23 protein-coding genes are annotated in these 24,788 nt (G+C 46.5%); 7 read left to right on the forward strand and 16 right to left on the reverse strand.

What is annotated here, in order from left to right:
* The first annotated feature begins 118 nt into the window (after nt 1-118).
* The gene (locus ACFS25_RS01070; RefSeq protein ID WP_381496550.1) at nt 119-2,578 is read left to right on the forward strand and encodes a TonB-dependent receptor domain-containing protein; all 2,460 of its coding nucleotides are present in this window, start codon (nt 119-121) and stop codon (nt 2,576-2,578) included.
* Between the two features lie 14 nt (nt 2,579-2,592).
* Here ACFS25_RS01070 and porZ read toward each other — a convergent pair whose 3' ends face one another.
* Together porZ and ACFS25_RS01080 are read right to left on the reverse strand one after the other, a co-directional pair.
* Nucleotides 2,593-4,842: a type IX secretion system anionic LPS delivery protein PorZ gene (porZ, locus tag ACFS25_RS01075; protein WP_381496551.1), complete on the reverse strand. Its 2,250-nt coding sequence runs from the start codon at nt 4,840-4,842 to the stop codon at nt 2,593-2,595.
* Between the two features lie 78 nt (nt 4,843-4,920).
* Nucleotides 4,921-5,544 (reverse strand): thymidine kinase, encoded by a 624-nt coding sequence (locus ACFS25_RS01080; RefSeq protein WP_381496552.1) that lies wholly within the window; start codon nt 5,542-5,544, stop codon nt 4,921-4,923.
* 169 nt (nt 5,545-5,713) lie between these two features.
* On the opposite strand from ACFS25_RS01080, the gene ACFS25_RS01085 reads away from it, so the two are divergent.
* Together ACFS25_RS01085 and ACFS25_RS01090 are read left to right on the forward strand one after the other, a co-directional pair.
* Entirely contained in the window at nt 5,714-7,000 is a 1,287-nt protein-coding gene (locus tag ACFS25_RS01085) for a hypothetical protein (protein ID WP_381496553.1), read from the forward strand.
* 99 nt (nt 7,001-7,099) lie between these two features.
* The gene (locus ACFS25_RS01090; RefSeq protein ID WP_381496554.1) at nt 7,100-9,193 is read left to right on the forward strand and encodes a ComEA family DNA-binding protein; all 2,094 of its coding nucleotides are present in this window, start codon (nt 7,100-7,102) and stop codon (nt 9,191-9,193) included.
* A gap of 8 nt (nt 9,194-9,201) precedes the next feature.
* On the opposite strand, the gene ACFS25_RS01095 is transcribed toward ACFS25_RS01090, so the two are convergent.
* Both ACFS25_RS01095 and ACFS25_RS01100 read right to left on the reverse strand, forming a co-directional pair.
* Nucleotides 9,202-9,948, reverse strand: a complete 747-nt coding sequence (locus ACFS25_RS01095) for an ABC transporter ATP-binding protein (protein ID WP_381496555.1) — start codon at nt 9,946-9,948, stop codon at nt 9,202-9,204.
* A gap of 46 nt (nt 9,949-9,994) precedes the next feature.
* Nucleotides 9,995-10,726 carry an MlaE family ABC transporter permease gene (locus ACFS25_RS01100; protein ID WP_381496556.1) on the reverse strand — a complete coding sequence of 244 codons (732 nt, stop codon included), beginning with the start codon at nt 10,724-10,726 and terminating at the stop codon, nt 9,995-9,997.
* Nucleotides 10,727-10,909: 183 nt separating this feature from the next.
* On the opposite strand from ACFS25_RS01100, the gene ACFS25_RS01105 reads away from it, so the two are divergent.
* Together ACFS25_RS01105 and ACFS25_RS01110 are read left to right on the forward strand one after the other, a co-directional pair.
* Nucleotides 10,910-11,584 carry an SDR family oxidoreductase gene (locus ACFS25_RS01105; protein ID WP_381496557.1) on the forward strand — a complete coding sequence of 225 codons (675 nt, stop codon included), beginning with the start codon at nt 10,910-10,912 and terminating at the stop codon, nt 11,582-11,584.
* A 143-nt stretch (nt 11,585-11,727) separates the two neighbouring features.
* A complete protein-coding gene (locus ACFS25_RS01110) occupies nt 11,728-12,642 on the forward strand; it encodes an ROK family protein (protein ID WP_381496558.1) in 915 nt (304 codons plus the stop codon).
* A gap of 72 nt (nt 12,643-12,714) precedes the next feature.
* Here the strand turns inward: ACFS25_RS01110 and murB are convergent, their stop codons facing one another.
* A complete protein-coding gene (gene murB, locus ACFS25_RS01115) occupies nt 12,715-13,740 on the reverse strand; it encodes a UDP-N-acetylmuramate dehydrogenase (protein ID WP_381496559.1) in 1,026 nt (341 codons plus the stop codon).
* Nucleotides 13,741-13,863: 123 nt separating this feature from the next.
* Between murB and ACFS25_RS01120 the strand changes: the two genes are divergently transcribed.
* Nucleotides 13,864-14,463, forward strand: coding sequence for an SPOR domain-containing protein (locus ACFS25_RS01120; RefSeq protein WP_381496560.1), 600 nt, complete (start codon nt 13,864-13,866; stop codon nt 14,461-14,463).
* Between the two features lie 92 nt (nt 14,464-14,555).
* Nucleotides 14,556-15,668, forward strand: coding sequence for a GDP-mannose 4,6-dehydratase (gene gmd / locus ACFS25_RS01125; RefSeq protein ID WP_381496561.1), 1,113 nt, complete (start codon nt 14,556-14,558; stop codon nt 15,666-15,668).
* A 116-nt stretch (nt 15,669-15,784) separates the two neighbouring features.
* On the opposite strand, the gene ACFS25_RS01130 is transcribed toward gmd, so the two are convergent.
* The 11 genes from ACFS25_RS01130 to ACFS25_RS01180 form a co-directional block, all read right to left on the reverse strand.
* On the reverse strand, nt 15,785-17,311 hold the full coding sequence (locus ACFS25_RS01130) for a Do family serine endopeptidase (RefSeq protein ID WP_381496562.1): 1,527 nt from the start codon (nt 17,309-17,311) through the stop codon (nt 15,785-15,787).
* 398 nt (nt 17,312-17,709) lie between these two features.
* Nucleotides 17,710-18,474: a ribonuclease III gene (gene rnc / locus ACFS25_RS01135; protein WP_381496563.1), complete on the reverse strand. Its 765-nt coding sequence runs from the start codon at nt 18,472-18,474 to the stop codon at nt 17,710-17,712.
* A 3-nt stretch (nt 18,475-18,477) separates the two neighbouring features.
* The gene (gene fabF, locus ACFS25_RS01140; protein WP_381496564.1) at nt 18,478-19,728 is read right to left on the reverse strand and encodes a beta-ketoacyl-ACP synthase II; all 1,251 of its coding nucleotides are present in this window, start codon (nt 19,726-19,728) and stop codon (nt 18,478-18,480) included.
* 147 nt (nt 19,729-19,875) lie between these two features.
* Nucleotides 19,876-20,115, reverse strand: a complete 240-nt coding sequence (locus tag ACFS25_RS01145; RefSeq protein WP_012929621.1) for an acyl carrier protein — start codon at nt 20,113-20,115, stop codon at nt 19,876-19,878.
* A gap of 155 nt (nt 20,116-20,270) precedes the next feature.
* Nucleotides 20,271-21,119, reverse strand: coding sequence for a TIGR01459 family HAD-type hydrolase (locus ACFS25_RS01150; protein WP_381496565.1), 849 nt, complete (start codon nt 21,117-21,119; stop codon nt 20,271-20,273).
* A gap of 117 nt (nt 21,120-21,236) precedes the next feature.
* Complete coding sequence (locus tag ACFS25_RS01155; RefSeq protein WP_381496566.1) at nt 21,237-21,923, reverse strand: SCO family protein; 687 nt, start codon at nt 21,921-21,923, stop codon at nt 21,237-21,239.
* On the reverse strand, nt 21,892-22,494 hold the full coding sequence (locus ACFS25_RS01160) for a toxin-antitoxin system YwqK family antitoxin (RefSeq protein WP_381496567.1): 603 nt from the start codon (nt 22,492-22,494) through the stop codon (nt 21,892-21,894). Before ACFS25_RS01160 ends, ACFS25_RS01155 begins: the two co-directional genes overlap by 32 nt.
* The gene (locus ACFS25_RS01165; RefSeq protein WP_381496568.1) at nt 22,466-23,272 is read right to left on the reverse strand and encodes a YHYH protein; all 807 of its coding nucleotides are present in this window, start codon (nt 23,270-23,272) and stop codon (nt 22,466-22,468) included. The genes ACFS25_RS01160 and ACFS25_RS01165 overlap by 29 nt, the downstream gene beginning before the upstream one ends.
* A 48-nt stretch (nt 23,273-23,320) precedes the next feature.
* Entirely contained in the window at nt 23,321-23,860 is a 540-nt protein-coding gene (locus ACFS25_RS01170) for a periplasmic heavy metal sensor (RefSeq protein WP_381496569.1), read from the reverse strand.
* Nucleotides 23,839-24,162, reverse strand: a complete 324-nt coding sequence (locus ACFS25_RS01175; RefSeq protein WP_381496570.1) for a hypothetical protein — start codon at nt 24,160-24,162, stop codon at nt 23,839-23,841. Before ACFS25_RS01175 ends, ACFS25_RS01170 begins: the two co-directional genes overlap by 22 nt.
* Before the next feature lie 30 nt (nt 24,163-24,192).
* Nucleotides 24,193-24,786 (reverse strand): RNA polymerase sigma factor, encoded by a 594-nt coding sequence (locus ACFS25_RS01180; RefSeq protein WP_381496571.1) that lies wholly within the window; start codon nt 24,784-24,786, stop codon nt 24,193-24,195.
* Nucleotides 24,787-24,788 lie beyond the last annotated feature (2 nt).

Here is a 24,788-nt window from a genome sequence, read left to right on the forward strand (position 1 = left end):
TCTATAACGATACATATCCTTATTTCGATGACACATAGCTTTGCTACACAATCGGTTATAATACGAAAGTCGACCGTTGCTGAGCACGTGATGTATTGTTTTTGTCAATACCTTCTTTATGAAAGACATATTCCTACTCCTGATTCTTTTTTCTTTAACTCCATATCTGACGTTTGGCCAGACGAACCCCGGTATCATCAACGGTACACTTACCGATTCGACCACCGCTAAGCCGGTTCTTTTTGCAACGGTGGCTCTCCAAACAATGGAGAATAAACTCATCAACGGTGTAGTAACCAACGAAAAAGGCACTTTCTCGATTGATAAAATCGCCGTTGGTACATACAAAATTGTCATTTCATTTGTGGGCTATCGTACCAAAACGATAGAGAAGTTGGCCATCACGACCGAGAAACCCGTAATTGATGTAGGGAAAATCATAATATCGCCCGATAGCCGAAATCTGAGGGCCGTGGATGTCGTTGGGCAGAAAGTGCTAATTGAGGATAAAGGTGACCGATTGGTGTACAATGCTGAAAAAGATGTATCGAATACGGGCGGAACAGCCGTTGACGTATTGAGGAAAGTGCCTATGTTAACAGTTGATTTGGATGGCAATCTTAAGATGCGTGGCAGTGGTAATATTAAAGTGCTGGTCAATGGTAAACCTTCGAGCATTATGGCCCGGAATCTAGCCGATGCCTTGAAACAGATGCCCGCCAATATCATTAAATCGGTGGAGGTAATTACCAGCCCCGGTGCCAAATATGACGCTGAAGGCTCGGCGGGTGTCATTAACATCGTCACCAAAAAGGCAATACAGGGAACCAACGGAACCGTTAACCTAACGGCTGGTAATATGAACCGCTCGGTGGGTGGTAACCTGAATGTGAAGGGCAAAAAACTGGGATTGGCCATTTCGCTGAACGGCTATCAATACCGGAACATTGGTGAAACGTTCAGCACCCGCACGGCACTTATATACCAGACACCCGCAAGCATTTTGCACCAGAGTACCTACCGCGATAATACCAGTACGGGCGGCTACGGCGAGATGAGCCTCGATTATGATCCGGATACAACAAACCGCATCAACTTTTCGGCCAATGCCTGGGGCGGCAACTTTCCCTCGAACAGCACCCTTGACAGCCGCCTAACCGATCCGCAAGGGGTAGTGTTGCAGGAATACCACCGCGATATTGAGTTTCGCAATCCTTACGGCAATACCGAATTCAACCTCGGCTGGACTAAATCATTCAAGAAGAAAGACGAATCCATGCCTGGCCGCGAGTTCTCGATACTGACCCAATATGCCCGGATGCCTGATAATTACTACTACACAATTAGGCAAACCAGTATGCAGTCTGAAACGCCTACCTACTTGGAACGGAGTACCAACCTCAGTCGCAATAACGAATATACGTTTCAGGCAGATTATACACATCCTTTTAGAGCCTATACCAAACACGATACACTCAATTTTAAACTTGAAGCAGGGGCTAAAACGATTCTACGCGGGATTGGCAGTGAATTTGTCATTGAGCAGGCAACGACCGGACTAGAAGCCGATTATACACTTGACCCCTCCCGGTCAAATGAGTTTACGTATAATCAGCGAGTTGTAGCGGGATACACATCACTGAAGATGGATACAAAACGAAAATGGAATCTAACGGCGGGTGCCCGGATTGAACATACCAATGTTCAGGGCGATTTTGCGACAACCCAGAGTACGTTTAATAATCAGTATCAGAACTTGATTCCGAGTTTTACTGTGGCAAAAACCTTCCACGACAAACACACCGTCAAAGTCAGTTATACCCAACGAATTTCGCGGCCCCTGATTTGGTACCTGAATCCGTATAAAAACTATAGTGATCCAAAGAACGTCCAGACAGGCAACCCGTTCCTAAACCCTGAATTGACCCACGCTACCGAATTGTCGTACAGCACATTTGGCAAGGAAGGAGCCTCATTTAATGCAGCACTGTTCTGGCGGCAAACGAATAATTCAATCGAGTGGCTCTCGACGGTAGATTCGCAGGGCGTAGCGCTAACGACTCCGCAAAATATAGGTCGTAATGCCAGCTACGGGGCTAACATGAACTTGTCACTTCAGCCCAATAAGCAGTTGAATTTTAGTATTGGTACAGAGTTGACCTATGTGGATTTGACCAGCATCGCGCTCAATCAGCGTACAAATGGTTGGGTCTGGAATATTAGCCCCAACGCATCCTATAAATTGCCTAAAGATTTTACACTGCAAGCCAATGGCTATGTTGGATCGGGCTGGATATCGCTGCAAAGCCGTAATTCGGGCTGGTATTATTACGGATTGTCGGCCAAGAAGGAGTTGATGGACAAGAAAATCAGTTTAACGCTGAACGTCAATAATCCTTTTAATCGGAATGTTCGAATAACAGGCGAACAATTCGCTCCCACCTTCACGGGGCAGAATACGTCACTTTTCGTAAATCGCTCGGTACGACTAACCTTAAGTTATAAGTTTGGTCAAATGAGCGCGGGCGGAAAGCAGAGTAAAAAAATCAGTAACGATGACAAAGCCGGTGGCCGTTAATTATTTAAAGAATTTCACCTCACCACCGCCAGTTTTCCCGCCAACCCTTCTGAACCATCAGCCGTAACCACTACCACTAAGTAAATACCCGTTTGCGCCATACGGCCCCGATAATCCCGAAGGCCCCATGTAGCGGTGCCGCCCTGCGACCGGGTTTCGTAAACCAGCTGACCGCCCGCATCAAGAATTTTCACCGTTGCGTTATCGGTCAGACCGTTAATGCCCACAGTACCTGTAAAATCGGGTCGGACGGGGTTAGGGAAAATGGTTAAATTACTAAGTGCCTGAACGGGTTCGGTAGCCTGGCTTTGGTAAGAGACTATGCCATTGGGTTGCGCAGACGTTCCCGTTTCAATGAACACCTTGCCGCTAATGGGTTCAATAGCCAGCGCCTGAATGATGTTGCTTGGTAAGGGACTGTTATCAGCTGTGAACGTATCAAGCAGTTGCGAACCGTCGGGAGCGACATGATAAAGACCACTGCGAGTGCCAAGCCATTTTCGATTACCGCCATCGACGGCAATCGTTGTGATAAGTTCATTGGCTAGCAACCGACGCCGGTTGAGCAGGGGAGGCTGGGCGTCAACGGTCGCGTCGAAGGCACCGGCTGGGTTGTCAAACACCGTTGGGCCGAGGTCAGTACCGACCCAAATGGCCCCGTTTCGGTCTTTTACTAAAGCCCGAATGGAATTGGTCAATAAGCCGCCTAGTCCGGTTCCAGTGCTTAAAACCCGGCTCCGATTCATTTGGGGATCAACAACTAACAGACCTCCACCCCCACTCAGGTCAGGACGGAGCCACAGAAAGCCATTGTCGTCGGGTACAACCTGTATTATATTGGTCTGGCTGACAACTGGAAACGATTGAAACTGTCCGTCGGATTGGCGGACGTGCAAAGTAGCTTGTTGTGTATTGACCCTCCCGGTTGTTATCCACAAATTTCCGTCGAGGTCAGTGGCTAAACTGTTAATAAAGGGGGGAATTGTTGCGGGTAATGTAACGGGCGTAGGAACTTGCCCTTCGCTTTGGCTCCACAGTCCACTACCGAAACTGCCCAGATAAAGTTTTTGCTCAGCCGCTACGTACGCTGCGGAATTGAACCCACGAGTTAATCCAGAAATCAGATTACTGGACCAGCGTTCATTTGGTACTGACAGCAACTCAACGGGCGGCTGGTTTCCGGCCAGCAGCGTTGCATCCTGCGGATTAGTAGGTAGCGCTACGAGTGTCTGCGAATAGGCATATAACTGGGCAAACTGGTCACGCGTTGGACCTTCGGGAGCAATTCGCTGAAACGTATTAGCCGTAGAGGTCAACAAACCGTTTTTTGTATCGGCGACCCATAAGACATTGCCATCGGCTATTACCTCGCGCGGGTCAGCTAACAACGAACTTGTGAATGTGCCAATACCTGACAGTGTCACGGCTTGATTGGTAGCTAAGATTAAGCCCGATGTAGCCGAAAATTGCCGGATAATTAGGCTCGTAAGTGACTGACTTAGATTCCATTGCCCTGCCTGACGTTCGTAAATTCCCTGCCCATTAACTGTTGCCGATAATTTCCCCTGATTAATAATAATAGATTCTGTTTGTAAGCCAGGTTCGGTTATCAATCGCCAATTAGCTGGGTCCACAATGTTAACGGTAGCCGCAAAACGCACCGCCCGCAGCCGACGTCTGGTTTCTGTCGGAAGTAACGGTGCCGTTAAAGCATATAATGTGTCGGTCGTGGCGGCTGTCTGAAAGATAGGGAGCGGAGTGCCATCTGCCCGTTGGCTGAAATACGTATCCCGAATTTCATTTTTAAGTAGATCCAGTACCACAAGCCCGAAGTCGGTGCTGAGGTAGACATTATTGCCAATCCGGTTAATATGGTTGATGCCCCGTGCGGCAGGTAAAGAAGTGGCGGCCACGATTGTGTTTACATTCGTGACGGTACCCGGTTCGCCGGTATCCGTTAGACTCATAAAATCCAGATTGCCATTATGATAGACAATGAGTAGTCGTTTCTGGTCAGCGAGGTAAAGCAATCGGCTGATACCAACGTCATTTAAGCCGTTCTGTTTGCCAATTGTTGTGGTTTCATGGGTGGTTTTGTCGTAGTAGAAAAAACCGTTTTGGGTAGCTGCGTACACGTTATTACCAACGACGGCTACCGACTGCGCCGATTGATAACTAACATGTGTCTGCCAGGTGCCAATTTGAGCAAATGATGGATGGATGACAAATGATAAACACAGGCTAAACGAAACGTACCAAAACATTGAGGTTAGTCTCTTAATCCACCATTGATTCACCACAGGATTTCTTTTATCAGTTATCATCACGCCGGTGCTCCGGCATCAGTTCTCAACATCCTCGTAAGCCCACTCTTTCTGGCCTGCATCGTCGCCGAGGTTGAAACATCGTCGGCACCGGGCTTCATAGCTATCGGTTTCGCCCAAAAGTACGCGCTCCTGCGAGGGTACCAGCCGATAGGAATACTGCGCAATGTCGCCACAAATCACGCAAATGGCGTGAACTTTGGTAACGTATTCGGCAATACTCATCAACTGGGGCATACAGCCGAACGGTTGCCCTGAGAAGTCCATATCTAAACCGGCAACAATAACACGTTTACCCTGATTAGACAATAGATTGCAGACCTCCGAAATATCTTTATCAAAAAACTGCGCTTCGTCTATACCCACCACATCGCAGTTGCCCGCTAATGCTGGAATCTGGCTCGCCATTTGTACCGGAATGGATTGTATTGTGATGGCTGAGTGTGAAACGATGTTTTCTTCGTGGTAGCGCGTATCTAAGGCGGGTTTGAAGATTCTGACATTCAGTTTTGCGATCCGGGCACGGGTGAGCCGCCGGATTAATTCTTCGGTTTTACCAGAGAACATCGAGCCGCATATTACTTCAATCCAACCAGTGCGGAGATGGGGCGGGTCACGTCGTCGGGAGGGTTCAATAAACATCAGGTGATAGTCTTTCTAGAAGCTGGTTACTTACTCTTAACCAAACACTCTAATTGTTTGGACATCGGCATAGTTCTAAGCCGTGAATCGCTTTTTTTAACGTTATTTATAACCAGAAATAGGTTTGCGACCCAAAACTTTATCTTTCACAAAACAAAGGCTTTTCCTAATGTCGAACAAGTTTAATGCCAACGCCCTTACTGAATATAGCAAGTCTTACGCCCGTCGGATAGCCGCCGACTTCTTTCAACACCACGCAACTATCAATGGGCCAAGCATCCTATCACTGACGCCTATTAATCAGATTAACCTGTTCGTTATTAGTAGCTTATCTGACAAGTGGCAAGCGGATGCAGCCAAATTTCGAAGCCCTTATTTCGACTTTACCGACGCTGAGGTACAGGAAGCCTTACAAAATTTTATGAACGTTGTGTCGCAGCATATTACCGTTCGACGCGAACACCTCGAACCTTTGTTGGCTGATGCTACGCGCCGGACAATTATCATGATTTTCGATCCTCGAGCTTATTTTGATGATCTGCTACGCGGCCAGCCTGAGTTTACCCTGACGGCTGATGCGCTCAAGCAAATAATGCGTTATACGAAAATTAACCAGTTTATTCTGGCCCATATTACGCAACGCATGAACGGTAAGCCATTCGTGTATGCTAATCAGGCACTGAATTACTTGGACGAAGCGTTGACCCAGCGTGGGCATGAACTAGAGCATTACGATAAATTTGTGGCTCTGTTTTCGGAGAAACTACCGATGGATGTGTCTGCGTTGCTGCGTAGTCATGTTCCCGACAGCATCCCGGCTACTCCATTCCGCTCCTTTTTTGATACGGCTACTGAGGTTCCTCCAGCCCCATTGGTAGCTAATGAGAATACCACACCAGTGGAGGGGATATTGACTGATGGAACGGGTGCTAATAGGCCAGCGATACCCCCACAACCATACCCGAGTGTCTCGGCGGCCGAAGCAACCGACGAGTCATCATCAAGCGGGGCTATGTTTCTTGATGGTGAGGCTGGCCCAGACCCAATTTCTCCTATTGGTCAGCCGTCGCAGTTATCGGCTGGCAGTAGCCTCCAACCTATTATAGCCGAAAATTCACAAGCTGTTAACTCGGTTGATGCGACACATACTTTAAATGATACCTTGCGTGAGGGGACTCCTGCTGAACCCGTTACGGTGGCCGAGACCTTTCATCGTGCGCCTATTGAGAGTGTTGCTCGTAGTATTTCACTGAACCAGAAGTTTCGCTTTATCAACCAGTTGTTCAACGGGAATACAAGTGCCTATAATCAGGCTGTTGAAGAAATCGATACGCTAAATAATTATGGTCAGGCACTCGACTTAATTTCCTACCGCTATGCCTCGCAGTACCTATGGGACATGAGCAGTGATGAAGTTAGTGAACTGGTTGAAATTCTGAAACGCCGATTTTCCTGAAAATCGTTAACTGTGATGTGACCTTTTTGCGCTTAAATGTATCTTTTGGTGGGTGCGTTCGTCTAACCCAACATCAGATTTATTTTACCGAAAAGGGCCTTGCGAATCGTTTACTTGCTTACGGTGGTCGGATGGCTAACCACAACCACTGCTTTTTCCCAAGCTAATAAACCATCGTATCGAGATGCAGATCGATCGGCTGATGCCGTGAGTCGACATTTGCAGGATTTATTCCCGGTGCAGACAGAAGGGATCGACTATCAATCTGTTTATGATGCTCTAACCCAACTCTACGCCAATCCGCTCGACTTGAATGTTGCTACGCGTGACGAACTGGAAGCCACTTATCTGCTTACCGAACGTCAGTTGAGTAGTCTGGCAACGTACCGTGCTGAATTAGGTGATTTATTATCGGTCTATGAGCTGCAGGCTATACCGGATTTCGACTTACCGACAATTCGGCGCCTATTACCGTTTGTAACGGTGTCCGCCAATTCGGGTCTATTTAGTGCCATGCTCACACCAACGGATAACTACCTGATTGTACGATACGAGCAGGTATTGGAGCAACAAAAAGGCTTTTCGGAAGCTACCCCCGATAAAAAAGGGAACCTACCAACGCGTTATCTGGGTAGTTCCGGGCAATTATATGCCCGCTACCGATATAGCCGCCCCCATGCGTTCAGTGTTGGGCTAACGATGGAAAAAGATCCCGGCGAAACAATGGGTTGGCAACCGTCGGTCCGTCGGTACGGCGTAGATTATGTATCGTTTCATGCGCAGGTTCAGAACCGGGGCAAATGGCGAAATATTCTGCTGGGTGATTACCAATTGCAAGTTGGGCAGGGATTGGTGTTGTCAGCGGGCTTTGTGTTGGGGAAAAGTGCCGAAACGGTGCAGACCGTTCGCCGTCCAACATTAGGTGCCCGGCCTTATACATCGCTCACGGAGTACGGCTATTTCCGGGGCGCAACCGCTACCTACGCCTTACACCGAACACTTGACATCACGCTGTTAGCGGCCCGTAACCGGCGCGATGCGAATATGACTCAGGATTCTGTGGTTACAATTGCCACGTCTCTACAAACGTCAGGATTACACAGAACCCAATCCGAACTTGACGATCAGGGAAGTTTAACCGAAACCAATATTGGCGCGCATCTTCTCTACCACAATCGCCAACAGTTTCAACTTGGTCTAACGTTATTACAGACCACCTTCGACACATTTTTTCGCCGACGAGATTTGCCTTATAACCAGTATGAATTTACAGGCAAGCAAAATTTGGTCGTTGGCATACACGGCGGTTATATCTGGCGCAATTGGAATCTATTTGGCGAAGTGGCGCGCAGTAGTGGCTCCGCAACAAATTCGGGTGGGATTGGAGCCGTTGGCGGGGCCTTGATTAGTCTGACGAAAAAGGTAGATTTAGCTGTTGTACTACGGCATTACGACCCCAATTTTCATAGTTTTTACAGCAATGGGTTTAGTGAAGGTAGCCGGACGATCAACGAATCCGGTGCCTATTTGGGGATGAAGTACACCGTTTACCGTAAATTGACGATGGGTGGCTTTGTTGATTATTTCAGCTTCCCGTGGTTACGATATTTAGTAGATACACCGTCTAATGGGTTTGACTACTTACTGCAAGCTCGTTACACACCGAATCGGAAAACTGCTTTTTATGCCGTTTACCACGAAGAACACAAGCAGAAAAACCTGACGATTGATAAGGTTAAAGATGTTGTTGGGACAACGCGTCGGAGTTACGCGCTCAATGCCGACTATGTACTATTTCGGGGATTGTCGCTACGGTCTAGGGTGCAGTGGGGTGGATTTAATTATGCAGGTCAGGCGGTCTCACATGGGTTTGCGCTTGTGCAGGATGCCACACTGGATTTACGCAGGCTAAGTCTGAGCGGTCGGGTAGCCTTGTTCGGTACGGACGATTATGACAGTCGCCAATACGTCTACGAACGTGATGTACTTTATGCGTTTTCGTTTCCGGCCTACTTTAACCGGGGTGTCCGGCACTATCTATTAGCTCAATATAATATAAGTCGTCAGTTGACAGTTTGGGTTCGATGGGCCAGAACCGACCTAACGAATCAGGATTCTGTTGGCTCTGACCTCGACCAGATTAGCGCCCCACATAAAACAGAGGTGAAGATGCAGGCACGATGGCGTTTTTGAGGACTCAATCACTTTTGCATTTCCCGAATGAGCTTGTTCGCGTTGATAAATTCGTTTAACTCCTTCACATTCGATTCAGTAAGCGTACTGCTATTTCCCTGCCAGAGCTTTTTGCCCTCATAAAGAAACATAATTTTCTCCCCAATCTCCATCATCGAATTCATGTCGTGCGTAATCACAACCGTCGTAATTTTAAATTCGTCGGTGATCTCAGATATGAGCTGATCGATCTTAATCGACGTTAAGGGGTCAAGGCCAGAGTTCGGTTCATCACAAAATAAATATTTGGGATTTAGGACAATAGCACGGGCTATACCAACGCGTTTTTTCATCCCTCCGCTAATTTCAGACGGCATTCGGTCCCCCGCTTTTTCCAAACCGACGCGTTGTAAACACTCTTTCGCCCGATCTACTTTTTCGCTTTCTGATTGCTCCGTGAGCATATCGAGTGGAAATCGAACATTTTCCAATACGGTCTTTGAGTCGAACAAAGCCGATCCTTGAAACAAAACGCCCATCTCACGCCGAATCGCTTTTTGTTCCTTCAGGTCGCTGGTTAAAAAATCTCGTCCATTGTAAAGAACCTCCCCGGAGTCGGGCTTAATCAATCCAATCATACACTTCAGCAACACACTTTTACCCGTGCCGCTACCGCCAATAATCAGGCTTGTATCGCCCGGCTTAAAGGTTCCGTCGATACCCGCCAGCACTTGTCTGTCGCCGAAGGATTTCGATATATTTTTAATGTCAATCATAATCAATGAGTGATTAACTAATAGAAACTATTTGCTCAATCACTACTTACGTGAGTAATAACTGTGTCAGAACAAAGTCGGCGGCTACGATGGCAATGCAACTGTTCGTAACGGCAGACGTTGAAGCCGAACCAACTTCGAGCGCACCGCCACTAACGTTATACCCTTGATAAGCCGAGATGGTTGAAATTAAGAAAGCAAACACGACCGTTTTAATGAGCGCAAACACAACACCAAACGGCTTGTACTCAAAACGTAGGCCAGAAACGTAGTCTTCAGGAGAGATAACACCCGCCAGTGTTCCGGCAATGTATCCGCCCAGAATAGCCAGGAAACCAGCCATGATAACCAGGAGTGGAAACATCAACACCGATGCTATGACCTTTGGCAATATCAAGTAAGAACTCGAATTGATGCCCATAACTTCCAGTGCATCAACTTGTTCCGTAATTCGCATCGTGCCTAATTCACTGGCAATATTAGAGCCAACCTTTCCCGCCAGCACGATACACGATAGGGTTGGAGCCAGTTCCAGAATAGAACTGTCGCGTACGATTAGCGCAATAATATTCTTGGGTACAAACGGATTAGTAAGGTTGTAGGCTGTCTGGACGCAGGTAACGGCACCAATGAATATATTGACCAAGGCTACTATGAAAACAGACCCGACGCCAATGGACGTGCATTCATTCATGATAAGGCCCAGATAAACACGGAGTTTCTCCCGATTACGGAAGAGAGTACCCAAAAAAATAAAGTAACTGCCTAATCGTGACATAAAAGCGTATAGAAAAACGAACGGACCTCATCTGTGGTGGTGCTGATGGTATCCATTCGGGAGAACCCCCGTAACGATAGAATGGTTTCTGAGGTAACTTGCGTCATCGATTATCCTACGTCTTATGGGCGTTTAAATGAGGAAAAGTTATCCTCTGACGTTTGAGATCAATACCTTTGTTCTATGAATCCATTAGTTGTTGTAACCGGTGGCACCAAAGGAATTGGCCGCACTATTGCCGGTAAATTTGTGACCGAGGGCTTCGATGCCGTAGTTTGCGCCCGTTCGGTTGAGGGCATTCACGGGTCTGGCTTATTGCCCGTTGCCGCCGATTTGTCTACCCGCTCCGGCGTTAATACGCTGCTCGATTATATTCACTCGCTCAAGCGGCCTGTCGATGTGTTGGTTAACAATACGGGAATATTTCATCCAGGCCAGATTCATAATGAAGCCGAGGGTACATTTGAGCAACTGATGAATACCAATGTTGCAAGTGCCTATCACCTGACTCGTGGGCTGGTGGGTGATATGATTGCCCGTCGGCAGGGACATATTTTTATGATGTGTTCGACAGCTAGTATCACCGCCTATACCAACGGGGGGTCTTATTGTATTTCTAAATTCGCGTTGCTAGGCATGAGCCGCGTTTTGCGCGAGGAACTAAAATCGCATGATGTAAAAGTAACGGCCATCTTGCCGGGAGCTACCCTCACCGCTAGCTGGGAGGGAACCGATTTGCCCGAAGAGCGCTTTTTGAAACCCGAAGATGTAGCTGATAGTGTTTGGGCGGCTTATTCGCTTTCGAAAAGTGCTGTTATAGAAGAAATCATCATTCGGCCACAGTTGGGCGATATTTAGGTAAATCAACGTCCTTTACACTAAGTAAACTGAGCGAACTACTAGGGACGAATGTCTAACGACTACCGACTTTTCGTATCTTGCACTCAATTCATTTGTCCCTGATCTGACAACTGTTCACTATTAACTGATTATTATTACGAATGGCTTCCGTTGAGTATTTGGGTATTGACGTCGGCGGCACGAACGTCAAAATGGGTATTGTCGATGCTAATACCGGTAAAATCTCCAATTTCTACAGCCACGACACCATTAGCTGGCGGGAATCAGGGCACTTTGTTGAACGCTTTGGCGACGCGGTTGCGTTGCAATTGTTTTCCAATAAAGATGTAAAACAAGTTGGTATCGGGTTGCCTGGTATGCTCAATCGCGAACGTACGATTCCGCTCGAAATTACGGCTATTCCTGAAATCAATGGTATCCCAATGGTGGATTTGCTGAGTAAGCGATTTCAGGGTATTCAGTTTTTTCTGGCTAACGATGCAAACGCAGCAGCTCTGGGAGAGTACTATTTTGCCGAGGAGAAGATTACTGAAAATTATATTTTTATCACCCTCGGAACGGGTGTTGGCGGAGCAGCCATCATAAACAAGAAAATCTTCACCGGGGGCGATGGTAACGCTATGGAACCCGGCCACATTCCTTCGCGCAATGGGCGGGTGCTGGAACGCAATATCGGCAAGAAAGAGTTGCTCGATTTGGCTAATGAACGTCGGCGTGCCTACAAAGGTGAAACGCATTTGTCTAACGATGGCGATATTTCTACAACCGGTTTGGTGGCGGCTGCGGCTGAAGGTGACGAGTTAGCCCTTCAAATTTGGACGGAAGTAGGCGAAATGCTGGGTGAAGGCCTGGCTGCACTCATTAAGATACTAGACATCAAACAGGTATTGATTGGCGGAGGATTGTCTGCTTCGTTCGATTATATTTTGCCTGCTGTTAATAGGACTCTCGATTACTGGCTCAATGAATACTATAAAAATGGGCTAAGTATTAAGCGGGCAACACTAGGAAACGATGCGGGGCTGCTGGGAGCGGCTTCACTTTGCTTCGAATAAAAGTATTGAAGGAGATTGAAGGAGAAGGAGTAGTCTTGTACAAACTTCCTTCTCCTTCAATACTTCCTGTCTTCAAATAACATTTACTTCTGGCGAAATAGTAACGCCAAACTGAGAAAATACAGATTCCTGTACCTTTTTGGCAAGGAGCAGAATTTCGTCGCCGGTGGCATTGCCATAGTTAACCAAAACCAGTGCCTGTTTCGTATGAACGCCTGCATCTCCGGAACGATATCCTTTCCAGCCAGCCTGTTCAATAAGCCAGCCCGCCGGAATTTTCACAACGTCGTCACTCATAGGGTATCCAGGTAAGGCAGGGTATTGAGCTTTTAGCGCATCAAACTGAGCTTTTGGAATTTCAGGATTTTTAAAAAAACTACCTGCATTTCCAATTTGATTCGGGTCGGGGAGTTTGGTACGCCGGATTCGGATAACGGATTCGCTAATGGCCTTGATAGACAAATCTTTTTCTTCTACACCCATCTCGGTCAGCGTTTCCTGAATAGCTCCATAGCGAGTATGAAATGTTGGCTCCTTATCTAACTGAAAGGTAACGCTCGAGATTATGTACTGGCCTTTTAATTCCCGTTTGAAAATGCTTTCCCGATAACCGAATGCACAATTAGCATGAGTAAACGTTTGCTTTTCGCCAGTTAGGATATGAACGGCGGTAAGGGATTCAAATACCTGCTCTAACTCAACGCCATAAGCACCAATATTTTGCATCGGTGCCGCTCCAACTGTGCCCGGTATTAGCGATAAATTTTCTACTCCCGCATAGCCTTTCCCAACGCAAAACAGGACTAACGCGTGCCAATTGACACCAGCACCGGCTTTTATGTAAACATGAGTATCACTTTCGCGGACGACCTCAATACCCTGAATATTCATTTTGACAACTAACCCGTTGAAATCGTGGCATAGTAAAACATTACTGCCTCCGCCAAGAATTAGTTTAGGATTGTCAATGAATTCAGTCAGTTGAAGTAAGGTCCGGAGGTCTTCCTCACTGTTAACTTCAACCAAGTATCGCGCGTTGGCATCAATTCCGAACGTATTGTATGGCTTGAGCGATACGTGACTTTGTATATTCAGCATGTAGTGTACCTTGTGAATAGACAAAAATAACCAAATTCTGGGATGGGTTTGTACGTATGCTCATTGGTTTAAGTTATTACAATGACAAAATGGCTATTTTTGCTTTCTCATTTAATGATGATTATGCGTTCCGGATTTGGTGAAATTTTTGTGTTAGGATTGCTTTTTATGACAGGTTGTGCCAGTAGTCGCTCAACTACGTCGGCGTCGGCGGGTCGAACTACTGTTGATTACAACAGTTATAACGAAGATTTATCTTCGGTGCGGCCTATTTATCGGACTACGTCGACGGCTGCTCCATCAACCAACTACCCAACACCATCTACAACGCCTGCAACAACCTCGACTGCTCCGCGTAAAGCTGACACTCGCCGATCAAACGCTCCAATTGAGGCTTTACATATTAACCGACGGCTCGATATGGTGCTTGATACAATCGCTACCCAGAATCGATCTATCCGTTATGCACCGGGCTTCCGTGTTCAGGTCTACGTGGGTACTCAGCGTAAGGAGGTTGACGCAGCTAAACTGCTGATTTCCCAAAATTTCCCGGAATTGAGCCCATATTTGAGTTATAACCAGCCAACGTACAAGTTAAAAGTTGGCGACTTTATGCGTCGCATGGATGCCGAGCGATACTACACATCGATACGACGCCTGATTGAATCAGCGCAATTACAACCAGATAAAGTAGATATACGGCGTAGCCTGTTGATAAAATAGGTCGGTACGTCTGACTTATAGTTACTTATTGAATGTTACCTTTAGTTTATTTTTAAGAAAAAGAATTTATTATTTCTTTAGTTTTGTCTACTATGAAGAAAGCGCTAGTTACCGGGATTACCGGACAAGATGGGGCCTACCTAACTGCATTGCTGTTAGAGAAAGGGTATGAAGTGCATGGTATCAAACGCCGGAGTTCGCTCTTCAACACGCAGCGGATTGACCATATGTATGAAGACCCGCACGACAAAAAAGTGCATTTGAAGCTTCACTATGGCGATCTATCTGATTCGACCAATATTATCCGCATCATCCAGGAGGTACAGCCCGACGAAATTTATAACCTCGGTGCTATGTCGCATGTGCGGGTAAGCTTCGATGAACCAGAATATACGGCTCAAGTAGATGGTATTGGTACGCTTCGAATTTTGGAAGCGGTTCGGCTACTTGGTCTGACCGAAAAAACCCGTATTTATCAGGCGTCAACGTCTGAACTCTATGGCGGTGTTCAGGGCCACGCCCAGTCGGAAACAACGCCTTTTTATCCACGCTCACCTTACGCTGTAGCTAAGCTTTATGGCTACTGGATTACGGTCAACTACCGTGAGGCTTATAATATGTTCGCCTGCAATGGTATTTTGTTCAACCACGAATCGCCACTTCGGGGTGAAACGTTTGTGACACGTAAAATTACGCGTGCTGTAGCCCGTATCGGTCTGGGTTTACAGGACAAAGTGTATCTGGGTAACCTCGATTCACTGCGCGACTGGGGCCACGCTAAAGACTATGTAGAGGCCATGTATTTGATTCTACAACAGGACAAACCTGAAGATTTCGTAATTGCTACCGGCGTGACGACCAGCGTACGGGATTTCGTACGGATGTCATTTGCTGAGATCGGTGTCGAACTGAACTTTACTGGCGAAGGTGTTTCTGAAGTGGGTACGGTAGTTAGTTCAACGAATCCTGATTTCCCTGTTGAGATTGGAAAAGCAGTAGTTAGCGTTGATCCTCGCTATTTCCGGCCAACAGAAGTGGACTTGTTGCTTGGTGATCCAACCAAAGCCATGACGCAACTTAACTGGAAACCAAAATACGACCTTCCGGCACTTGTAAAAGATATGATGACTTGTGACATTGATTTATTCCGACGTGATCAGCTTTTGGCTAATAGCGGTCATCAGGTGCTGAATTATTTCGAATAAGAACAATGCGTATGGTTTTTTTTGTGCGGTCGGGTTTGAGAACCCGACCGTTTTTTATATAAAAAGGCGCCAGGTTCGAGAACCTGGCGCCTTTTTTACTATTGACTAAACTAACTTTATACAGGCACAGCGTAGTAATACATGCGCGAACTGTTGGGATACATGCCGATTAGCATTAGCCCTTCACCTTCTTTCACAGATGACATAATAGTCTGAAGGTCTTTCGTCGTTTTAACGTTCTTGCCATTCGCTTTGACGATTATGAAACCTTCTTCAATATCCGTTTGGGCTAGTTTTCCGTCGGTGATTTTCTTCACCCGAACCCCACCGGTAACGCCTAATTGTTTGGCATCCTGTGTGGAGAGTTCTTCGAAGCTGGCTCCAAGCGTATTTAGGGATGTGTTCACGGCTGCTGCAACGTCGGCTTTTTTGATGACATCACGACCACCATTACGGTTGCGTAATTCAACTTTAAAGTCGCGTTCCGTACCGTCGCGGTTAATTGTAACGTTCACAACATCACCTGGTCGGCGACGACCGATAATTTCGCGCATTTGAGCGTCTGAATCGAGCGGCTGGCCTTCCATTTTTACGATAACATCGCCTTTCTTTAGACCAGCAGCTTCAGCAGCACCTTTCTCAACAACATTCTCGACGTAGATACCGCGGCCTATTTTAGCCCCTTTTTCTTTGGCTACCGTGCTGTTCAACTCGATAGGCAGAATGCCAATGTAACCGCGTTGTACAGTACCATATTTGAGTAAATCAGCCGATACTTTCTTGACAAGTGATACAGGTACGGCAAAACCGTAGCCACTGTAGTAACCTGTTGCCGAAGCAATGGCAGAGTTAATACCAACTAGCTCACCGCGCAGGTTTACCAGCGCACCACCCGAATTACCTGGGTTAATGGCCGCATCGGTTTGAATAAATGCTTCTACTGGTGAATCAGGTTTCGCATCTGTTTTGCTGATATTCTGATCCAGAATACCAATCCGGCGACCTTTTGCACTAACTATACCGGCTGTAACCGTCGATTCAAGATCGAGGGGATACCCAACAGCCAGCACCCATTCGCCTAATTTAAGCGCGTCTGAGTCACCAAGGATGATAGATGGCAGGTTAGTGGCATCTACTTTGATAACGGCTAAATCCGTCAGCGGGTCCGTACCGATCACTTTAGCTTTAAAGCTACGCTTGTCGGTCATGATAACTTCAACCTCGTCAGCGTCTTGTACGACGTGGTTATTCGTAATAATGTAGCCGTCTTTGCTGATAATTACGCCTGAACCAGATGCCTGCCCCTGCTGCCGACGTGGCTGCCGTTGGTTACCACCAAATTCATCGCCAAAAAACTCCCGAAAAATATCAGGTACCTGCTGCTGGCGTACTGTTCGGGTCATTGTTGTACGAATGTGCACAACGGTTGGCGTTACAGCTTCAGCCGCTGTAGAGAAATCGCCTGGGTTGGCGGTTGGGTTATTGCCCGGCATTGATGCCAGTCGTCCCAAAATCGTCGGTGCTGTGGACGACTCGTTAAAAATAACATCCCGGTTGTTGAATCCCAACAGGTTGTAAGCGGCCAACGTTATCGCACTCGATAGGAGTGCCATCAACGCCAATAATTTCCAGTTGCTTTTCATAGTTAAATAGGAAAATCTAATTGCTTTCTTTTTGTGTTGGAGTCAGACTTTGTCTGTTCAGTACTATAACGGAAAGTAGCTTACGAAAAATCCGATCAATATGCGTCCTTAACAAAATTTAACAGGGCTTTGTTAACGTGATTTAAAGGCACTTTTCACCATATCTGATGCGCTTGAAATCTCTGTTTATTATTGGTTAAATATACAATTTCTGTACCAATGGCATCAGTAGTAACACCTAATGACGGTTTGTCAGTAGGCACTGCCCAGATACGGAGAATTATGCCAAAATGACCGTGAAAATGGTAAGGGGGGTGCGGATAGCTATACAACGATATTATCCACATATTGTATATACTACAGCCAGTACTAGAATTAGAGGGAATGTAGAGGATAATCTACTGCTTGGTGACCAGCAATTCGAAGGCTTTTTCGGCAGCAGCCTGTTCGGCTTTTTTCTTGCTATAGCCGCTACCTGTTGAAAATGGCTCGTTATCAATGAATACCTGCGAGACAAATTCACGAAAATGGCTGTTCCCCTTTTCTGAAACGATGTCGAAGCGAATCTCTTTGCCCTCGCGCTGTGCCCACTCTATCAGGCGGCTTTTGAAGTTACCATTGTTTTGTACTACCGACTCAATGTCGTAGTGCCCCAATAATTCTTTCAGGATAAATCGGCGTGAGAACCGAAACCCTTTATCTAAGTAGACGGCTCCAACCAAAGCTTCGAGCGCATCGCCATACATGGATGTGCGGGCCGGTAAACTTCGTGTTCGACTTCCGTCGTATTCAATAAGCTGATCAAGGCCAATTTTACGGGCGATGCCATTTAACGTCTCCCGGTTGACAATTCGTGAGCGGATCTCTGTTAAGAAGCCTTCGTCTTTGTAAGGATATTTTTTAAAAAGAAACTCCGCGATAACCATGCCTAACACCGCATCGCCTAGATATTCCAGCCGTTCATTTGATTCCCGAAACCCCTCGATAGCTGTTGCTTTTGAGGCCGATGTATGGCGTAACGCCAGCTGATACAGCCCCAAATTAGACGGGCGCGCGCCAATAATGTGGGCGATTGACCGACGCAGATTCTTACGTGGATCAGCGCTGTCAGACCGGAACCAGTCGAAGGGATTTAATAAACTACGAGGCAGAGCGATTTGCAAGACTCAGCTAAGTTTACGGAAAATAACGATGGCATTATGACCTCCAAATCCAAACGCATTACTCATCACCGTTGTTATGGTGCGTGCCTGTGCCGTGTTGAATGTTAAGTTAAAGCGGGAGTCAATTTCATCGTCGTCGGTGAAATGATTAATTGTCGGGGGAACAAGTTGGTGTTCCATCGCTTTAATACAGGCAATAGCTTCAACGGCTCCGGCTGCACCCAACAGGTGGCCAGTCATGGATTTGGTTGAGCTGATATTCAACTTGAACGAATGTTCACCGAATAACTGATAAATTGCCTTCAGCTCCTGCGGGTCGCCAATAGGCGTTGAGGTGCCGTGTGTGTTAATGTAATCAATGTCAGTAGGCGCAATACCCGCATCATTGAGTGCATCCTGCATGCCCAAAAAAGCACCTAAACCATCGGGGTGTGGAGCCGTGATGTGATACGCATCCGACGACATACCGCCCCCAATTAATTCTGCATAAATTTTGGCACCGCGTGACTGGGCATGTTCGTAATCTTCCAGAATGAGCGCTCCAGCCCCCTCACCCAGTACAAAGCCATCCCGATCTTTATCGTAAGGACGCGAGGCTGTTTCTGGTGAGTCATTGCGTTCCGACAGGGCACGGTTGGCATTAAACCCACCAATACCCGCTCGTGTAACAGCCGCTTCAGAACCCCCTACTACGCACATATTGAGCCGACCTAAGCGAATGTAATTGAAGGCATCAATGATGGCATTGTTCGTTGAAGCACAAGCTGAAACGGTCACGTAATTTGTACCCCGAAAACCATAGCGCATCGAAATTTGGCCCGATGCACTGTCGGCGATCATACGAACAATAAAAAATGGATTGATACGGGGTGTTCCATCGCCTTTGGCGTATTCCAGCATCTCATCCTCAAATGATTTGAGACCACCAATACCTGAACCCCAAATAACACCGACTCTATTTTTATCAATAGCGTCAAGATTCAAGCCAGCATCACGTACGGCTTCATCAGTTGCAATGAGCGCGTAATGCGTAAACGCATCCATCTTTCGAGCGTCCTGCCGGGGAATAAACTGTGTAACATCTACGCCTTTTAGCTCGCAGGCAAACTTTGTGCGAAATTTGCTGGCATCAAACTTCGTAATGGGACCGGCCCCGCTTACACCGGCGGCCAAGCTGTTCCAGTAAGAGGCTACATCATTGCCGATAGGTGTCAATGCACCGAGGCCGGTCACTACTACTCGTTTGAGTGTCATACGGGTGATACTGCGTAATAGAAAGAGAAAAACAACGCCGATACCGTATTGTTGGCGTTGGCTTCAATACTCAGTACCAAAGCCAACCGGTTGATTGGACATGTACTGAGGTAATTCGTTATGACGTCTGCTCAATCTCGTTGAGACTTACTTACCGATATTTTTCTCCAGATACTCGATGGCTAAGCCAACCGTAGAGATTTTCTCCGCTTCGTCGTCAGGGATAGGTAGGTTGAATTCTTTTTCAAATTCCATGATCAACTCAACTGTGTCAAGTGAATCAGCACCCAAATCGTTGGTGAAGCTTGCTTCCGGCGTCACTTCTGATTCTTCAACACCTAATTTTTCAACAATGATATTCTTTACTTTTTGTGCAATGTCCGACATTTTAGTAGTCCGTTGTAGTTAAAAAACTGCGCAAAGAAACGTATTTACCTTTGCATTATCAAACAATTTTTTAGCGCGTAAATCGTTCGTGTAGGTTTGTATCTATAGGTTAATGTAAAGTAAATCAGTTAGTTAAATTACAAATAGAGGTGACATTATCGAATCACAACTGACTTACAGACATAGGTAGGAATGATGCCGGTGCTTCGAATTAGCACTTCAGCGTCTTGCGGTTGGGTGTTGCCGGTCAAGACTAACGCTGTATCCAGACCGAATTTATTGCCGCCTAAAATATCGGTTCGTAAGGTGTCACCCACCATCAAAATGTCTCTTTTACTGACGTGAGCTGCGTTTTCCACCCGTTCGTAGGCAAACATAAAAAGCTGCGCATCCGGTTTTCCAAATTGGATGAATTGCTTGCCAACGATCGTCTCAATCATTTTGGCTACGGCTCCGATAGCAATGGCGATACGATTTTTGGAGACGGGATAAGTGGCGTCGGTATTGGCGACAATAACCGGAATATTACGCTTTCTGAGGAGGTTTACTGTTTTTGTCAGGTCGGTGTTCCAGTCGAAACCTTCGTCGTCGAGCAATACCAACGCATTGATATCAGCCACATCTTTAAGATCAACCTGGCTAATTGGTAACGTCTTCAGACCCGTTGTTTCGAGGTAGTGAGCTGACTTTTCAGTGCCTAGATAAGCCACCGTACCGCTGGGCACTTTGAGGTCTAAGTATTCCCGAGCCAGCATCCCTGATGAGATAATGCGATCTGGTGCAATGGCGTATAATCCCTGTATGTAATAGGATTCTGCCAGTTCCTGCGGACTGCGCGATGCATCGTTGGTCAGTACGTAAAAATCTTTGCCGTTCGCCTTGAGCCAATCGAACGTATGTTCAATTCCCGGTAACAGACCTTCCGAATTTTTCAAGACGCCAAAAGCATCGAAGAAAATCACTTTATAATCAGTCGCTATCGTTTTGAAATCAGTGAGTTGCATAATGGCACAAGTAGAAAACAGGCAACAATATTCTGCCCGCCAATTATCTGAAAGGAGTGTTGTTGTTGCGCTTACAGTAGATTATTGGTAAAAATACACGCCAAGTTGACTTTTCAATCAGTTTTCCTTTAGCAAGGTTTGGATATCGGCAATTAACTTATCAATATCTAATGGTAATGTTCCGTTATAAACACCCCGAATTCGGCGGTTCTGATCGACCAGAAGTACATGTTCAGTATGAAGGAACTCGGTTGAATCTTTGCTAAATCCAATGGCTTCTTCGGCAAAATAGGATTGGCGGGCGAGGGTATAAATTCGACTACGCTCGCCCGTTAGCAGATGCCATTTAGTCGCCAGAATACCTTTCGATTTGGCATACCGATGAAGCCGGGACACGGAATCGAGCCAAGGGGTCACGCTGAACGATAACAACACTACTTTGGGCTCGTGCCGGAATGTATCCTGAACGACCTTGAGTAAGTTGTTTATTTTGGGGCAGATAGTGGGACAGGCCGTGAAGAAAAAATTAGCCACGTGAATTTTATTAGCTACCGTTTGCTGAGTAATTAACGTATTTGTCTGATCACGAAAAGAAAAATCGGCGATACGATGCGTGATTTTATGAGTTACGTCGGTGGAATTGGTTAGCCAGATAGGCGTAAAATCGGGTGTGTTATAGTAGGGGACTGCCTCGTTGGTAGAAGTCTGATTATGGTCCGATGTGTCCGTTTTATGGCAGGCAAATAGAAATACCAACAAACCCACCACTATGTTAATGCGAAACAATAAGCGAATCCCAGACATTGACACAATTTTTGACACCCGTAAATCCATAATTTCGACCATTTCGGGCCACGTAATTTGCTTTTAAGCTACCATCAGCATACCACAGTCTTTGCAATCCGTTCTCATGACCTTCGTGATAGTCACTCGTTCGGGCTGGCCTTCCATTGGAATACCACTCGTTTACATTTCCCTCATATACATCGTTCTGGAAGTGATAAATGAAAGCCTGCCTGCCTGATGGGAACCAGCCACGTTGCTCTCCTTCCTGCCAGCCTTTTCGATAATGACGGCTCTCTTTGGGTCGATGATTTGGATACCACTGCCGGTGCAGCCCTTCGGCTTTTCCCTGATTAAACCCACACACGAAGGCCGTATCGCCCGTAGGCCAGAGTTGGTATTGCCAGCCGCTAAACAGGGTATCGGTTAGCCATAAATTCCCTTCTGTCTTTTGCCAGCCTGATTGGTCAACGGAAACAAAAACACCAGGAATAGCAACGGTTTTGGGAGTTGACTGCTGACAGTCAAATAGACATAGTATCAGGCCCGCAATAGAGACTAACTTATTGGGTAACAGTGCCTGCTTTGCCATAAAATCCACTGCCGTTAAGATAAGGGTCTTCAGCCGTAATATGGTAGTGATAGATGCCATCTGGATAATCTGTCGTTTTGCTGATGTGACCGTGATACTTATCTAAATCGGCGTTGGTAATCGTTTTCCCATTTTCGGTGGGGCCATAGACCGGAAAGCCGTCCAGCAGAAAACCTAACAGGGCATCTTTCCCTTTGGCGGCTGTTAAATATGTTGGTTCCAGATGATAGTGATATTGACCTTGTTGTTGAGGATGTCCACCGTATTGGTCGAAACTGTCCGCTTCAAAGGTTAGCACCGCTCTCTGAGCGGCATATTGATTGAAAAAAGAAACTCCATTGAGCGAAACACCGATTGATCCCAGGGGCGTTTCGGAATGTGATGCATCTACTAGTGGGTTCATGGGAATTTTGAATGTCAAATTCACTTCACTAATCGTATTAGGGTTTATTTTATACTTGGTATTCACACCATTGTAGGCTTCATACAGGGCGCTCTCCCACTGGGTTCCTTTGTAGTAAGGACTTTTATGATCCGGTCGACCTTTGGTTTTAATGACAATATTGGTTCCTTCTACATAGATTTCGGTGGCACCATATATCTTCTTATAAACATCGGGAACGGTCGCTCCGATAGATGTTGTGACGGTTGTACTGGTGGTTCCAGTAGTCGTGGTAGGCGAAACAGTGGTATCATCTTTCTGACAAGCTACAAACGTTAGTAGGCCGAAAGCCAGCGTCAGCCCGCTTAAGAGGGTGAATAATTTAGTGCGTTCCATGCGATTGGTGGTTAGTTGTCTTCTTAGACGATACCACCAAATTAATCCCTACGGCTGATGCGGTAAATTTTCTGATGGACCTGTTAACGGGCCATCGGCATGGGGTCGCGGAGGATGCTGACGGCTAAATAAACGGGCCAAATCACGGACCAGATTGTTAAAACTAACTTGCTGGCCGGGTCGGCATAAACGTCTGATTTGCTTGAAATGGTCAAAGTTGAGTTCCGCCTGCGCCTGCTGATTAGACGCAATTTGTTCACTCAGCGCATTGGCCCGTTCCGAATTTGGCTGAACAGAAGCCAGCAGCCCGTAATAATCTCGGTACAGTTGCGCCATTTGGTCATTTAATAGTCTTGTCTGATTTTGATGGCTGGTAACCAACTGACGATACAGTTTCTGCTGGTCTGAATTGAAATGGAGACGCTCAATAATTATAGCCGCCGGTCCCTCGGTGCTGGGCGGTTCTGGGCGGTGGTCAGGATGAGGTGGCCAAAAAGACATTGGCTTTACTACCAGTAAGCCGACAGTCAGGAGGTTAAGGAGAAGAAGACCAATAACGGCGATAGTTAATAGTTTTGTTCGCTCCATACGTCATAGAGTTGGTTAGTAGCTGGATAAAGCTGCATGTCCGAGATAACGGTATTCAAATCCTTGGTGTGATTTGTTATAGGTAAAACGGACTGATCAATTACTTGCCAGTTGAGTAGTGTCAGAAAAGCAAACGATGCCGCAACTAGCCATACCGTTCTGGTCGATACATAAACCGTTTGGCGCACAGGCACCAGCCGATTCTGAATTTTCGCGAACAGAAATGGACTGGGCTCGGCCTGCTGTATATTGTTCAAACTACCCAGTACATCGTTGATCCATTTTTCTTTTTCCGGTTCCATATTGATTGAGACGACAAGCCAGAAGGATTCCTACGGGTTCTGTAGAGTTTTGTAAAAAGCGGCTAATTGTTTTTTGAGATTTGCGGTAGCTCGCTGCAAAAGTGACTCAATAGCCCCAACGCTTATGGCCATCACTCCGGCTGTCTCGATAGTGCTCAGCCCCTCAACTCTTGTCAGAAGATAAGCCGTTTTTTGCTTATCTGGAAGTTTATCGATAGCTCGGAAAAGTGCGGCTGCGTTTTCCTGATTTTCGAGTGCAATGCCGGGATGAAAAAAATCGGTGGGTTGATACAGTGCCTTACCGCTATGGGGATCGAACAGGCTCGTTAGGAACGCAAAGCGTTTCTGCCGTTTTTGGTACTTTAAAAAATCGAGTGATTTATTTATGGTAATCCGATAGAGCCAGGTTGTGATACTGGCATCGCCTTTGAACGTATCTACCGACCGGATTATCTCTACAAAAACATCCTGCGTAATTTCTTCGGCATCCTCACGCGAACGCACATAGCTGAGAGCCAGGTTGAATACCCGGCTTTTGGTTTTTCCATAAAATTGTCTGAAGGCCGCTTCTTCACCTTGCCGGGCAGCGGCAATTAATTTCGATAGATTCTGGGAGTCGGTCATGG

It is taken from the genome of Spirosoma flavum, assembly GCF_042686045.1.
Lineage (GTDB): Bacteria > Bacteroidota > Bacteroidia > Cytophagales > Spirosomataceae > Spirosoma > Spirosoma flavum.